6 protein-coding genes are annotated in these 13,151 nt (G+C 66.3%); 1 reads left to right on the plus strand and 5 read right to left on the minus strand.

Going from position 1 to position 13,151, the window contains the following annotated elements:
- Positions 1 to 34: 34 nt before the first annotated feature.
- The 4 genes from llg_RS12365 to llg_RS12380 all read right to left on the minus strand — a co-directional run bounded on the left by llg_RS12365 (position 35) and on the right by llg_RS12380 (position 6,248).
- On the minus strand, positions 35 to 955 hold the full coding sequence (locus tag llg_RS12365; RefSeq protein ID WP_338284978.1) for a D-alanine--D-alanine ligase: 921 nt from the start codon (positions 953 to 955) through the stop codon (positions 35 to 37).
- Positions 956 to 1,176: 221 nt separating this feature from the next.
- Complete coding sequence (gene murC / locus llg_RS12370) at positions 1,177 to 3,474, minus strand: UDP-N-acetylmuramate--L-alanine ligase (protein WP_338284979.1); 2,298 nt, start codon at positions 3,472 to 3,474, stop codon at positions 1,177 to 1,179.
- The gene (murG, locus tag llg_RS12375; RefSeq protein ID WP_338284980.1) at positions 3,471 to 4,568 is read right to left on the minus strand and encodes an undecaprenyldiphospho-muramoylpentapeptide beta-N-acetylglucosaminyltransferase; all 1,098 of its coding nucleotides are present in this window, start codon (positions 4,566 to 4,568) and stop codon (positions 3,471 to 3,473) included. The genes murC and murG overlap by 4 nt, the downstream gene beginning before the upstream one ends.
- A 930-nt stretch (positions 4,569 to 5,498) precedes the next feature.
- A complete protein-coding gene (locus tag llg_RS12380; protein WP_338284981.1) occupies positions 5,499 to 6,248 on the minus strand; it encodes a rhamnogalacturonan acetylesterase in 750 nt (249 codons plus the stop codon).
- A 368-nt stretch (positions 6,249 to 6,616) separates the two neighbouring features.
- Here llg_RS12380 and llg_RS12385 point away from each other — a divergent pair, with 368 nt between their 5' ends.
- Complete coding sequence (locus llg_RS12385; protein WP_338284982.1) at positions 6,617 to 12,004, plus strand: autotransporter-associated beta strand repeat-containing protein; 5,388 nt, start codon at positions 6,617 to 6,619, stop codon at positions 12,002 to 12,004.
- A 290-nt stretch (positions 12,005 to 12,294) separates the two neighbouring features.
- Here llg_RS12385 and llg_RS12390 read toward each other — a convergent pair whose 3' ends face one another.
- Positions 12,295 to 13,149 (minus strand): transposase, encoded by an 855-nt coding sequence (locus llg_RS12390; protein WP_338284983.1) that lies wholly within the window; start codon positions 13,147 to 13,149, stop codon positions 12,295 to 12,297.
- Positions 13,150 to 13,151 lie beyond the last annotated feature (2 nt).

Consider the following 13,151-nt stretch of genomic DNA (forward strand, 5'->3'; position numbering starts at 1 on the left):
TTGAAGAACGGGACAGGAATGTCCCTACTCCCAGTCAAGCCCGCAGCTTCAGCGAGATCTCGGCGATGCGGATGCAGAGGTCGTCGAAGGGGATGCCGGCGGCGGCGGCGGATTTCGGCATGAGGCTGGTTTCGGTCATGCCGGGGATGGTGTTGGCTTCCAGCACGAAGGGCTGGTTGTCGGCGTCGAGGAGGACGTCGACGCGGGAGTAGATCTCGATGCCGAGCGAGCGGTGGGCGGCGAGGGCGGCCTTCTGGACGGCCTGGGTGGTTTCCTCATCGAGGTCGGCGGGGCAGAAGTAGTCGCTGCCGGCGCCGCCGCTGAGCCACGGGTACTTGTTGGCCATGTCGTAGAAACCGGAGCGCGGGGCGATGTGGACGATCGGCAGCGCCTGGTCGTCGAAGATGCCGACGGTGAGCTCCTTGCCCTGGATGAACTGCTCGACGAGGATGTCGTTGCCGTACTTGGCGGCGTCTTCCATGGCGGCCTGGGCGTCGGCCTGGTCGCGGACGATGTGGACGCCCACGCTGGAGCCCTCGCGCGGGGGCTTCACCACGAAGGGGGCGGGCATTTCCGGGAGGGCGGGGCCGTTGGAAACGTCGACGATCTCGGAGAGCGGGGTGGGGACCTGGTGGGCGAGGAAGCGGACCTTGGCCTTGTTCTTGTCGAAGGCGCGGCGGCTGCTGGCGGCACCGGCGCCGGTGTAGGGGATGCCCTTCGCCTCGAGGATGTCCTGGAGCTGGCCGTCCTCGCCGAAGGTGCCGTGGATGACGTTGAAAGCGAGGCCGGTGCCTTCCGGGAGGTTCACCTCATGATCGGTCACGTCCACGCCGACGGCCTTGAGGCCGCGGCCCTGGAGGGCTTTCACGACCGCCGCGCCGGAGGCCAGGGAGACATCGCGCTCGGAACCGGGGCCGCCCATCAGGACGGCGATGAGGAGATTGGGATCGATCATGGGAAAGTTTTCAGTTTGGAAGTTTTCAGTGTTCAGCAAGAGGCGCTGAAGTTTCCGCAGGTTTGGTGAATTCGGGCCGATGGGACAGAATTCACAAAATTATTAGAATTTACGTTGGCCCATGGGCCCATTCAGAAGAGCTCTTTGCGATACCTGTTAATTTTGCAAATTCTGTAAATTCTGTCTCCAAGAAGCGATTAGGCCTAGCGATTGGAAGAGGGTTAGAAGGTATATTCGTCTTCGCCGAGGATCTTGACCTCGGGTTCGAGTTCCACGCCGCGGGCGGCGCGGGCTTCGGCGCGGATGGTTTCGATCAGGCCGAGGACGTCGCCGGCGGCGGCACCGCCGCGGTTGACGATGAAGTTGCCGTGGACCTCGGAGACCTCGGCCTTGCCGTTGGTGGAGCCTTTGAAACCGAGCTCGTCCACCAGCTTGCCGGCGGGGGTGGTTTCCGGGTTCTTGAAGATGCAGCCGGCGCTGGCGGCCACGGGCTGGCTGATGCGGCGCTTGGCGCGGGAGGCGTCCCAGCGCTCCTTGATGCGCTCGGCGTGGTCGGGCTCGCCCTTGAAGGTGGCGGCCAGGGCGAAGTTGCGGCGCAGCTCGGGGACGTTGCGGTACTGGGCCACGATCTCGGCGCGGGTGCGGGTGCGGATCACGCCGTCCTCGTCGAGGAAGGTCACGCTGACGACCTGGTCGAAGGTTTCGGTGCCCATCGCGCCGGCGTTCATGCGCAGCGCGCCACCGACGTTGCCGGGGATGCCTTCCATCCACTCGAAGCCGCCGATGCCGGCGTCCCCGGCGAAGCTGGCGAGCTTCTTCAGGCGCACGCCCGCGCCCGCGGTGACGAGGCCGTCCTTCACGCTGACGGCGGAGAACACGCCGCCTTCCGGGTGGATCACCGCGCCGCGGATGCCGCCATCGCGGACGAGCAGGTTCGAGCCGCGGCCGACCACGCGCACCGCGATGTTACGATCCCGGCAGTAGTTCACCAGCGCGCCGAAGGCCTCGAAGGTGTGGGGCTCCAGCCAGAACTGCGCCGGGCCGCCGACGAGCATGGTGGTGTGGCGCTTCATCGGCTCGTAGATGCTGCCGTCCATGTCGCCCTTCGGGGCCAGGGCGAGCATTTCCTCGAGCGTCTTGAGATCCTTGGCGATGCGGGTGCCGGCCTCGTGGACATTGCCCGCGCCGAGGGTGATGAGCAGGTCGCCTTCTTCCAGCGCGTTGCCCACGGCGTGGTGGGCGGTGGCGAGGTCCGGGGTGGAGGTGACCTTCACGTCGCCGTGGCGTTTCATGGCCTCCACCAGCGTCTCGCCGGAGATGCCGGGAATGGGCAGCTCGCTGGCGGGGTAAACGTCGGAGATGAACACGCGGTCCGCGGCCTGGAGCGCCTTGCCGAAATCATCGGCCAGCGCCTGGGTGCGGGTGTAGCGGTGCGGCTGGAACAGCACGACGATCCGGCCCGGATTGAGCGAACGCGCGGTCTGGAGCGTGGCGGCCAGCTCGGAGGGATGGTGGCCGTAATCGTCCACGATCCGGTGGTGCTTCGAGAGATACTTGGTTTCGAAGCGGCGTTTCGCCCCGGCGAAGGTGGCCAGCGCGCGGGACACGAGCGCGAAGTCCGCGCCGCAGCCATCGGCCAGCGCGATCGCGGCCAGCGCGTTGAGCACGTTGTGGCGGCCGGGAATGCCGAGCTCCACCCCGCCGAGGACCTCGCCACGGCGGATCACGGTGAAGGCGCTCGCGCCGCGCAGCTCGCGGACATCGACGGCGGTGTAGTCCGCGTCGCTCCAGCCGTAGGACACGCCGTTCGGGTGGGTGCCGCAGTGTTCCGCGGCCACCGGGTCCTCCTTGCAATACACCACGCGGCCGGTGGTCTGGGACATCATGGTGGCGAAGACCTCCTTGATGTGGTCGAGATCGCGGTAGAAATCGAGGTGCTCGGCCTCGATGTTGAGCACCACGCAGTGCTCCGGATGATAGAGTGCCAGCGTGCCGTCGCTCTCATCGCCCTCGGCGACCATGTGCTCGCCGTCCTCGGACCAGCGGGCGTTCGCGCCGAGGATCGGGATTTCCGCGCCGACGTAGTGGCAGGGATCGAGCCGGGCCTCGCGCAGGATGTGCGCGGTCATGGCGGAGGTGGTCGTCTTGCCGTGGGTGCCGGAAACGACGATGCCCTTCTTCGTGTGGAGGATCGCGGCCAGGCACTCGGCGCGGCGCAGCAGCGGGATGCCGGCGGCATGGGCGGCGGCGCGGGCCGGGTTCTCCGGGCGGATGGCGGAGGAATAGACCACGATGTCCGCGCCGTGCACGGATTCCGCGGTGTGCGGGCAGGAGAATTGCAGGCCGAGCGTCTGCATGCGCTCGGTTTCATCGGACGTCACGCGGTCCGAGCCGCTGACCTTGTGGCCCATGCCCAGCAGCAGCAGGGCGAGGCCGCTCATGCCGGAGCCCGCCACGCCGATGAGGTGGATGTTCAGCGGGTGGGTGCGGTCGGTGAGGCGCTGGCGGAGATCGGTCATGGTCGGTGGAGAGTCGCTTCGATGGCGTCGCAGATCCGGGCGGAGGCATCCGGGGTGTCGAGCGCACGGGCGGCTTGTGCCATGCGCTCGCGCGTTTGCAAGTCGTTGAGGATGCCGGAGGCGAGGTTGGCCAATTTCGTGGCGTCCAGGTCGCGCTCGTGGACCAGTTCGGCGGCCCCGGCATTCGAGAAGACCTCGGCATTGCGGATCTGGTGGTCGTCTGCGGAATACGGGAAGGGAACCAGGATCGAGGGCAGCCCGGCGTGGGCGATCTCGGTGAGGCTGGAGGCCCCGGAGCGGGCCAGGATCAGATCGGAAGCGGCGTAGGCCAGGGCCATCTTGTCGCAGAATCCAACGACCACGTAGCCCTCGCGTCCGGCCACGGTGGCCTTCACGCGGTCATGGTCGAGCGTCCCGGCGATGTGCAGCACCTGGATGCCGGCGGGGAGTTTCGCGGAACTTTCGGCCGCCAGCTCGTTGAGGCGCTTCGCCCCCTGGCTGCCGCCCATCACCAGCAGGACCGGGCGGGCGGGATCGAGCCCGAAGGCCGCGGCACCCTCGGCCCGGCTGGGGAGGGTCACCATTTCGGCGCGGACCGGGGTGCCGGTGACCACGGTATCGCGGCCCTGGAAGAACGGCTGGCCTTCCTTCACGCCGAGGAAGACGCGGGTGCAGAAGCGGCTGGTAAGGATGTTCGCGCGGCCCGGGCGGGCGTTGGAATCGTGGACGAAGGTCTTCAGGCCGAGCCGGTGACCGCCATAGACCGGCGGCAGCGAGGTGAAGCCGCCCATGCCGAGCACGACGTCCGCCTGGTGCTGGCGGAGCAGGCGCTTGCAGGTCCCGGCGGTTTTCCACAGCCGCCACAGGAAGGGGATCATCCGCAGCGAGAGCGTCTTCGGTTTCGCCACCGCCTCGACCGTTTCGAAGCGCAGGTCGCCGTATTTGGCGGACGCCTCGCGGTCCACGGACTTCTTGGAAATCAACAACATCACGTCGTGGCCGCGGGCCTTGAGAGTCTCCGCCACCGCGATGCCGGGGAACAAGTGGCCACCGGTGCCACCACATGCGATCACGACCTTCAGGGACTTCGACACAGCGCTGCTACAGGGGAAAAAGATCTCGGCGCGGTCCGGATCGCCCCCATGTGGAACACCCGCCGCGCCCGGCCGGATTAAGGGAATTTCCGTAGGATCGGGCAATGGCGAAAACGGGGATTCCGTTGGAGGTAGGGTCGCACCGCCGGGGCGACCGGGCGGTGGACGTCGTTCGGGGAGAAGAGACCGTCCCCACAGACGGAGGCGCCCATGGCAGCGGACGACGCTATCAGGTGAAGACGAAGAACGGGACAAGAATGTCCCTACTCCCAGCTAGGGATGGGACGCGCGCGTGGCAGCGGACGTGGCCCTTTCTCCCCGGTCGCCCCGGCGGTGCGACCCTACCATCATCCGCCTTGCCATCGGTATCCCATGGTGTAATACTCCATGCGTCAGCCGTTCCGGCCCCGATGAATTCCGCGATCGTTCAAACCCCGGCCAAGCACCGCGCGCGCGTTGAGTTCCGCGCCGGTCACCGGGGCTCCGTCGTCGTCCGCAGCTTGCGTGCTACCTGCCCACGAAACCGACCGTTTCCGGGCGACGAAGGAGGTGCCAGAAGAGGCACGAACTTGCCGGAGGGGGGGTGGAACCAGGGTGGAGGTGGTTTAACCGTTTCTCCATCAGTTTGTTGGAGGGTTCGTATGCCCGGCAAGGGCCCACCCGGGGCCCAGCGAAGGCCCAGGCAGGGCCCAAATAAGAAGAAAGGAAAGAAAGGAGAGAATACGTCACTCACACAGGGCCTGCCTGTACCGCGGGGCGGTGGCATCGTGCCCTCATGGCTGGAACTCCACGAGGGTCATGTCGTTGCCGATGAGACCGGCTCCGACCCGCGGCAGCAGTCCGATGGAAAGAACTTCCTTTGTCCAAGGGGGACTGGGGCTGCGCTGGCGTTGGTGGGTGCACCCACTCGCAAGTTGGAAACTTGCGCTACTACTTCAGATCCTTCGCCAGCTCGGGGGCGTGCTTGCGGATCTCGGCGGCGACGAGCTTGGCGGTTTCCTCCGCGCCTTTCGGGGAGAGGTGGGTCTTGTCGGGCTTGGCGGGGTCCTTGGTCTTGGCGTCGTAGGCCTTCGCCTTCTCCGGGCCGAGCTGGTTCATCTGTTCGATGCTGCGGGCGTTGAGGTCGAGGAGTGGCACCTTCTGGTCGGCGGCCACGGCCTTGGCGGCTTCGACGTAGTCGTTGAGGAAGTCCTGCGCGACCTCGCTCTGGCCTTCGGTGCCGGGGGCGAGGAGGTGCTTCGGGTCGATCTTGCCCCCGGCGTTGAAATTGCGGCGGGTGAGGGAGGTGACCAGCACGGGCTTGCCACCGGCGGCGCGGACCTCGGCGATGTAGCGGACGAGGTTGTCGCGGAAGCTGGTCTTGGCGCCGGTCTCGCGCTTCTCCCCCTTGCCGGGCTGGTCGTTGTGGCCGAACTGGATGAGGACCCAGGTGGGCTTGGCCTCGAGGACTTTCTTCCAGTGGCCTTCATCGCGGTAGCTCTTCGAGCTGCGCCCGCCGAGCGCGAGGTTCTTCGCCTCCACGCCGGGGGCAAGGAGCTGGATGAAGGCGTCACCCCAGCCGCTTTTCGATGCCACGGTGGAGTCGCCGACGAGGACGATTTTGTCGGCCGCGGGGGCATCGGCGGCGATGGCGCTGGCCGGGAGCAGCAGCGCGCAGAGGGCGAGGAGGCGGGATTTCATGAAGGGAATAGGGAAACGCCGGGAGGGATGGAGGGTCAATACCTCAAGCGGTGGGGGATGCGGGTCTCCGCCGCAGGCGAAGTAGCGTAAGTTTCCAAACTTGCGTGTGGGAAGATTCGCGAAGTCCCGTGCAGGTCCGGTCGGCCTTTGAGGGGCTGGGTGACAGGGGCTGGGGGTCAGGGAAGAGAAGAACCAGAGGAGCGCTCTTCTTCTTCCCCCAAGCCCCCAGCCCCTCAAGGGCGGACTGGACGCGCGAGGGACTTGGCGGATCTTCCCACCCACAAGCAAGGAATGCTTGTGCCACTTTCGGAAGCTCCGCATCCGGCGGCATTCATGATGGCTTAATGAAGGGCTGTTAGGGTGGCGGCATGTCCTCCACCCTTGCGTTCCCTGCTTTCATCGCGCTGACCCTGAGCGCGCTCTCTCCGTCCGCCTCAGCCGCGTCCTATTATTGGGACGGCGCAGACACCGGTGCGAACGCCAATGGCGGCACCGGCACCTGGGACACGACGTCCACGAACTGGGATACCGCGCTCAACAGCGGGGCGAACTCGGTGTGGGGAAACACCATTTCGGACACGGCCAATTTCGTCGGAAACTCCGGCACGGTGACGCTGGGCGGCACGGTTTCGCTGGGCGGGATGGCCTTCAGCAGCGGCAATTATTTCATCGGCAGCGTGGCCGGGAACGGCACGCTTGATTTCGGCGGGGCCACCGGCTCGATCAACAGCTCGACCCAAGGGACGGGCATCACCAACACGATCAACAGCAACCTCACCGGCAGCGGCGGCATCACGATCGCGGCGAACGGTGACATGACCGCGACGGGAAACTCGGCGAGCGGCAAGCTCGTGCTGGCTGGCACCAACAGCGGCCTGACCGGTGGCATGACGATCACCGCCGGCCTGGTTTCCTTCAATACCGCGGCGGCAGCGGGCAGCGGGACGATCACGCTCAATGGCGGCGGGATCGTGGATACCATCGCCAACACCCTCACGCTCACCAATGCGGTGTCCCTCAATGGCACCAGCACCCTGCGGGTCTACAATGGGAACACCCTGGCGCTGAGCGGCGTGGTCAGCGGCAACGGCAGCGCCACCCTTTTCAAAACCGACTCCGGCACGCTCACCCTGAGCGGCGCGAACACCTTCACCGGTCCCGTCAAAATCGGCGCGGGCATCGTGAGCGTGACCTCGCTGAACAGCGTGAACGGCGGCACGCCGCTGCTGGCCACCAGCTCGCTGGGTGCGCCCACCACGGTCGCGAACGGGACGATCGTGTTCGGCAGCGGCACCAGCGCGGGCACGCTGGCCTACACCGGCAGCGGCGAAACGTCCGATCGCGTGATGGAGGTGGCGAGCACCAGCGTCGGCCCGATTTTCAACGCGGGCGGCACCGGGTTGATGAAGCTCACCGGTGCGTTTTCGATGACCGGCATCGGTAGCAAGACCATCACCCTGCAGGGCTCCACCATGGGCGAATTGGCCGGGGTGATCGGGGACAGCGGCCCGTCCGGCAGCACGGTCACGACGGCGGCGTTTTCTTCCGGTGCGACCAGCGTGACGCTCGCCTCCGTGGATGGCGTGGGCGTGGGCAGCGCGATTTCCGGCACGGGGATCGGTGCGGGCACCACCGTCACGGCGGTGAACACCAGCACCCGCGTGGTGACCATCAGCCCGGCGGCGACCGGTGCGGGCACCAGCGGCCAGACGATGACGGTGGCCGGGGTGATGAACCTCACCTCGGTGCAGAAGACCGGCAGCGGCAGCAACAGCATCTGGGCGCTCTCCGGCGCGAACACCTACACCGGCCAAACGAAGGTCAGCGGCGGCACGCTTTCCGCCACTTCGCTGAACAGCGTGAACGGCGGCACGCCCCTGTTTGCCACCAGCGCGCTGGGCGCTCCCACCACGGTGGCGAATGGCACCATCGCCCTGGGAGCCAGCACCACCGGCGGCGTGCTCAATTACACCGGCACCGGTGAAACCACCGACCGCGTGTTGGACATGGCGGGCACCACCGGCGTCCCGGGCGTGAACCAGTCCGGCACCGGATTGCTCAAGTTCACGTCCACCATCACTAGCAGCGGCCTGGGCAGCAAGGCCTTCACGCTGGGAGGCTCCACCACCGGCACCGGTGAGATCAGCAGCGCCATTGCGGACGGGGTTTCGGGCACCACCCAGATGATCAGCGCGATCTCCAGCGGCAGCACGACGGTCACGCTGGCCTCGGTGGACGGCGTGACGGTGGGCAGCACGATTTCCGGCACCGGCTTCGCCGTGGGCACCACCGTCACCGCGATCAATACCAGCACCCGGGTGGTGACCTTTTCGCCCGCGGCCTCCGGTGTGGGCAGCAATGGCCAGGTGGTGACGGTTTCCGGCGTGGTGAATCTCACCGGCATCGCGAAGAACAACAGCGGCACCTGGACGCTCTCCGGCGCGAACACCTACACCGGCGTGACCACCATCAATGCGGGCACGTTGATGTTCCCCAAACCGGCCAATCTCTATCAGGGCAACTCCGCCGCGTGGAACACCACCAACCTCGTGGTGAACTCCGGTGGCACGCTCGGCCTGAACGTCGGTGGCAGCGGGGAGTTCACCACCGCGGATGTCGCGTACTTCGACAGCCTCGGCTCGTCCACGGGCGGCTTGAAAACGGGGGGCTTCCTGGGGATCGACACCACCAACGCCGGTGGTTCGCTCACCTACTCCGGCAATTTCGTCAACGCCGGCACCGCCACCTCCACCGGTCTGGCGAAGCTCGGCACCGGCACGCTCGTCCTGACCGGCACGAACACCTACACCGGCGGCACCCGCATCGATGGCGGCACGCTGGTGGTGACCGCCTTGCCCTCGTCCGGCACGGTGACGGTGAACAGCGCGGGCACGCTGGCGCTTTCCGGGGCGGTCAACTACGCACCGGCGATGTCCGGAGCGGGCAAGATCACGGTGGCCACCTCCACCACCTCGGACACCACCACGCTGGCCGGCTCGTTCAGCGGCTTCACCGGCACGATGGAAATCTCCCCGGCCACCAGCGGCGGCAAGGTCCAGCTCAACAGTTCCCCGGCGAGCTCCGCCACCATCAAGGTGCTTTCCGGCGGCACGTTGTTCGTGTCCACCGCCACCACCTACAACGGGGCGGTGCTGCTCTACGGCGGCACCACCGGCGAGGCGCTGGGTCAGCTCCGCGTCCAGAGCGGCACCTGGGCCGGTCCGGTGACGCTGAAGGCCACCACCACCCTCGGCGCGAACAATAATTTCAACGGCACCATCAGCGGCGCGATTGGCGACGAGGGCAATGGCTTCGGTTTCACCAAGCTGGGCAACGCCGCCCTGACCCTCACCGGCGCGAACACCTACAGCGGACCGACCATCATCGCGGAGGGCTCCATCAAGGCGAACACCTTCAACCGGGTCAGCGGCGGCACCGCCAGCAGCGGCTTGGGCGCTCCCACCACGGTGGCGAACGGCACCATCGCGCTGGGCTCCACCACCCTCACCGGCACGCTGGCCTACATCGGCACCGGCGAAACCACCGACCGCGTGATCAACCTCGCGGGCACCACCGGCGGTGGCATCCTCGACCAGGGCGGCACCGGCCTGCTGAAGTTCACCAGCGATCTCACCGCGACCGGCGCGGGCTCGAAGACGCTCACGCTCCAGGGCAGCGGCACCGGCGAGATCGCCGGTGCGATCGTCAACGGCGCGGGCACCACCGCGCTCACCAAGACCGGCGGTGGCACCTGGACGCTTTCCGGCACCAACACCTACACCGGCGCGACCTCGTCGAACGGCGGCATCCTGGTGTATGCGAACGCGGGAGCGGTGTCCGGCACCGGACGGAATATCAGCACCTCGGGCAATGGCGGCGTGGCCTTCGATTTCAACACCTCGCTCCAGACGCTGCTCACCACCCGCATCACCTCCGGGTCGACGGGCGGGCTGTCCCTGACGGCGAACAACAACCTGGCGGAGAACCTCGACTTCGCCGCCGCGGGCTACACCGGCTACCTTGGCGCGAAGGACAACGTCACCTACACCGGCACGCTCACGCCGAACGGCGGCAACGTCCGCCTCGGCAACCAGGGCGGCGGCGTGCTCACGCTGAATGGATCGAACATCGTCACCGGCACCAACAACCTCTCGATCAACGGCAGCGTGACCTTCACCTCGCCGCAGACCTACACCGGCACCACCACCTTCACCACCAACACCGGCACCTTCAACGGCGGTGGCACGCAGATCGACGTGAGCAAGCTCTCGCTCAGCGGCGGCACGCTGACGAATGTCGACCTCACCGGCAGCGGCACGCTGACGAAGCCGAACAGCAGCACCGTGACGCTCGCCAGCGCGAACAGCTACATCGGCGGCACCTCGGTGACGGATGGCTTGTTCATCCTCTCGAACAGCGCGGCCTTCGGCACCGGCGCGGTGACGCTCAATACCAGCGGCTCCACCACCGCGCGCATCCAGCTCACCAACGGGGTGAACGTGGCCAACACGCTGAACCTCGGCGTGAACGTCGGCATCAGCGGCCGCGGGTATCTGGAGATCAACAACACCAGCTCCGCCGCCACCTGGTCCGGCCCGATCAACATCACCGCGAGCCCGACCAACGGCGGCCACTTCTACACCGATGCCACCTCGACGCTCACGCTTTCCGGCCCGATCACCAGCTCGGTGATCGTCAGCTTCCGCGCGGGGAATTTCATCATCCCGTCCGCCTCCACCAGCAGCTATTCCTCGATCTTCATCTCCGGGAACATGCAGATCGGCAGCAACGATTCGCTGGTGAAGACCGCGGACGTGACGCTCGGGAACTCGGCCGCCACCACGCTCGACCTGAGCGGTTTCAACCAGACGGTGAACACCGTGGTGAAATCCACCAACGCCGCCACCATCACCAACACCGCCGCCACCGCGGCCGTATTGACGATCAACAACGGCAGCGCCAGCACCTACGGCGGCACGATCGTGAACGGCACCGGCGGCGTTTCGCTGGTGAAGAGCGGCGCAGGGGATCTCACCCTCGGCGGCGCGAACACCTACACCGGTAGCACCACCGTCAGCGCGGGCACCTTGATCCTCGGCGCGTCCACGCTGGCGGACAGCTCGACGGTGAACATCGCCAGCGGCGCGAAGATCACGGTCACCACCGCTTCGGACACCGTGGCCCACCTGTTCCTCAATGGCGTGGAGGTCCTGCCCGGCACCTACGGCGCGACCGGCTCCGGCGCGACCCACATCGATGACTCGCATTTCTCCGGCACCGGCACGCTCAACGTGGTCACGGGTCCCAGCGGCTACAGCGCGTGGTCGGCGGCGAAGGGCCTGACCACCGCGAACGTTTCCGTGTCCGCCAATCCGGACAACGACAGCCTGAACAACCTCGGCGAGTTCGCCTTCGATGGCTCGCCCGCCAGCGCGTCGTCCGACAACCGCATCGTGACGAAGGTGGCGACGGTGGGCGGCGTGCAGGTGCTCACGATCACGCTGCCGGTGCGCACCGGCGCGGTGTTCTCCGGTGCCACCGAGCAGGTGTCCGCGGCGGTCGATGGCATCGTCTACCGCATCCAGGGTGGAGCGGATCTTTCGACCTGGACCGGTGTGGTGGCGGAGGTTCCGGCCGGGGATCTCGCCGCGGTGCAATCCGGCATCGCCGCACCGGAGACGGGGTGGACGAACCGCTCGTTCTACCTCACCGGCGGCGGCACCACCGGCTTCCTCCGCGCGAAGGTGCAGGAGTGAGGGCTGGGGGGGATGGCTGGGGAGCGATGGCTGGGGAGCGATGGCTGGGGAGCGATGGCTGGGGAGCGATGGCTGGGGAGCGATGGCTGGGGAGCGATGGCTGGGGAGCGATGGCTGGGGAGCGATGGCTGGGGAGCGATGGCTGGGAGTAGGGACATTCCTGTCCCGTTCTTCCTCTTGGCTGGCTGGCATGGAAGCAGGGACGGGACATTACCTGCGGCCATGCCAGTCAGCGGCTTTGCCATGTGGATTAGGTCGCTATCGTTCCCGCCGCATTCCTGTCCCGTTCTTCATTCCTTCATCCGCTCCCTCCGGTCCAGTTCCCTCCTCACCATTTCCGACTCATGAAGGAGATACCGATCCGCTGTCAGCCTGGCCTTGGTCGGATTCCGACGGATGTATTTCGCGCAGTTCCAAAAGTGTTCACCATCCCGAATCACCCGGTCGAAGTAGTTCGCCTGCCACAGTTCGCCGCTTCGCTCCATCGCCAGATTGATTCGCCGGGAGGAAACTCCTTTCCAAATCTTCAACAGGTCATCCAGTGCCTCGTCCTGCCCCAGTGATACCAGAGCGTGGACGTGATTGGGCATCACCACGAAAGCGTGCTGGAGGAAACGTTCTCCGTCTTTCGCCAGCAGCACTTCCCGCACAGCGTCCGCTGCCCGTTGCTCTTCCAACACACAAGCTCCTTCCCCGCCATCGAGCCAGCGCTCGATGGCACGGGAAAAGCGCTTGTGATACTCCATCTCGTCTTCCGTGGACCACGGTGGCGGATGCACCTGCATCCAGATCATCCGTTCCTCCCTCCACTTCGCTAGTTTGCCGTGAGGAATGGAGTCCGCCAATCGGAAGGTCAGGAAATAGGTTGAGTGATCCTGCTGCCAGTGCGGGAGCTTCAGGCCGTATTTCGAGATATCCTCCTCGGGTTTGAGAAATCGGGGGGATTCGTCCATTGCTTGTTGGGAACGTGTGGATTTCCAGTTGGGTTGAACCGGCACGTCCAGAAAATCCGGGGGCTTGGTGGAATTGAAGAGGAAGAACGGGACAGGAATGTCCCTGCTCCCAGCCAGGGTGCTCCCGCCAAAATCGAAAAAATCTCCTAAGAAATCCCCGCGCCGCGTGTCTGTCCGGATGAAACCCGACATCA

The sequence above is a fragment of the Luteolibacter sp. LG18 genome, from assembly GCF_036322585.1.
Taxonomy (GTDB): domain Bacteria; phylum Verrucomicrobiota; class Verrucomicrobiia; order Verrucomicrobiales; family Akkermansiaceae; genus Luteolibacter.

Coding starts and splice junctions, on each gene's coding strand:
- llg_RS12380 (WP_338284981.1), bottom strand. CDS start 6,248: ATGAAATCCCGCCTCCTCGCCCTCTGCGCGCTGCTGCTCCCGGCCAGC.
- murC (WP_338284979.1), bottom strand. CDS start 3,474: ATGACCGATCTCCGCCAGCGCCTCACCGACCGCACCCACCCGCTGAAC.
- llg_RS12365 (WP_338284978.1), bottom strand. CDS start 955: ATGATCGATCCCAATCTCCTCATCGCCGTCCTGATGGGCGGCCCCGGT.
- llg_RS12390 (WP_338284983.1), bottom strand. CDS start 13,149: ATGTCGGGTTTCATCCGGACAGACACGCGGCGCGGGGATTTCTTAGGA.
- llg_RS12385 (WP_338284982.1), top strand. CDS start 6,617: ATGTCCTCCACCCTTGCGTTCCCTGCTTTCATCGCGCTGACCCTGAGC.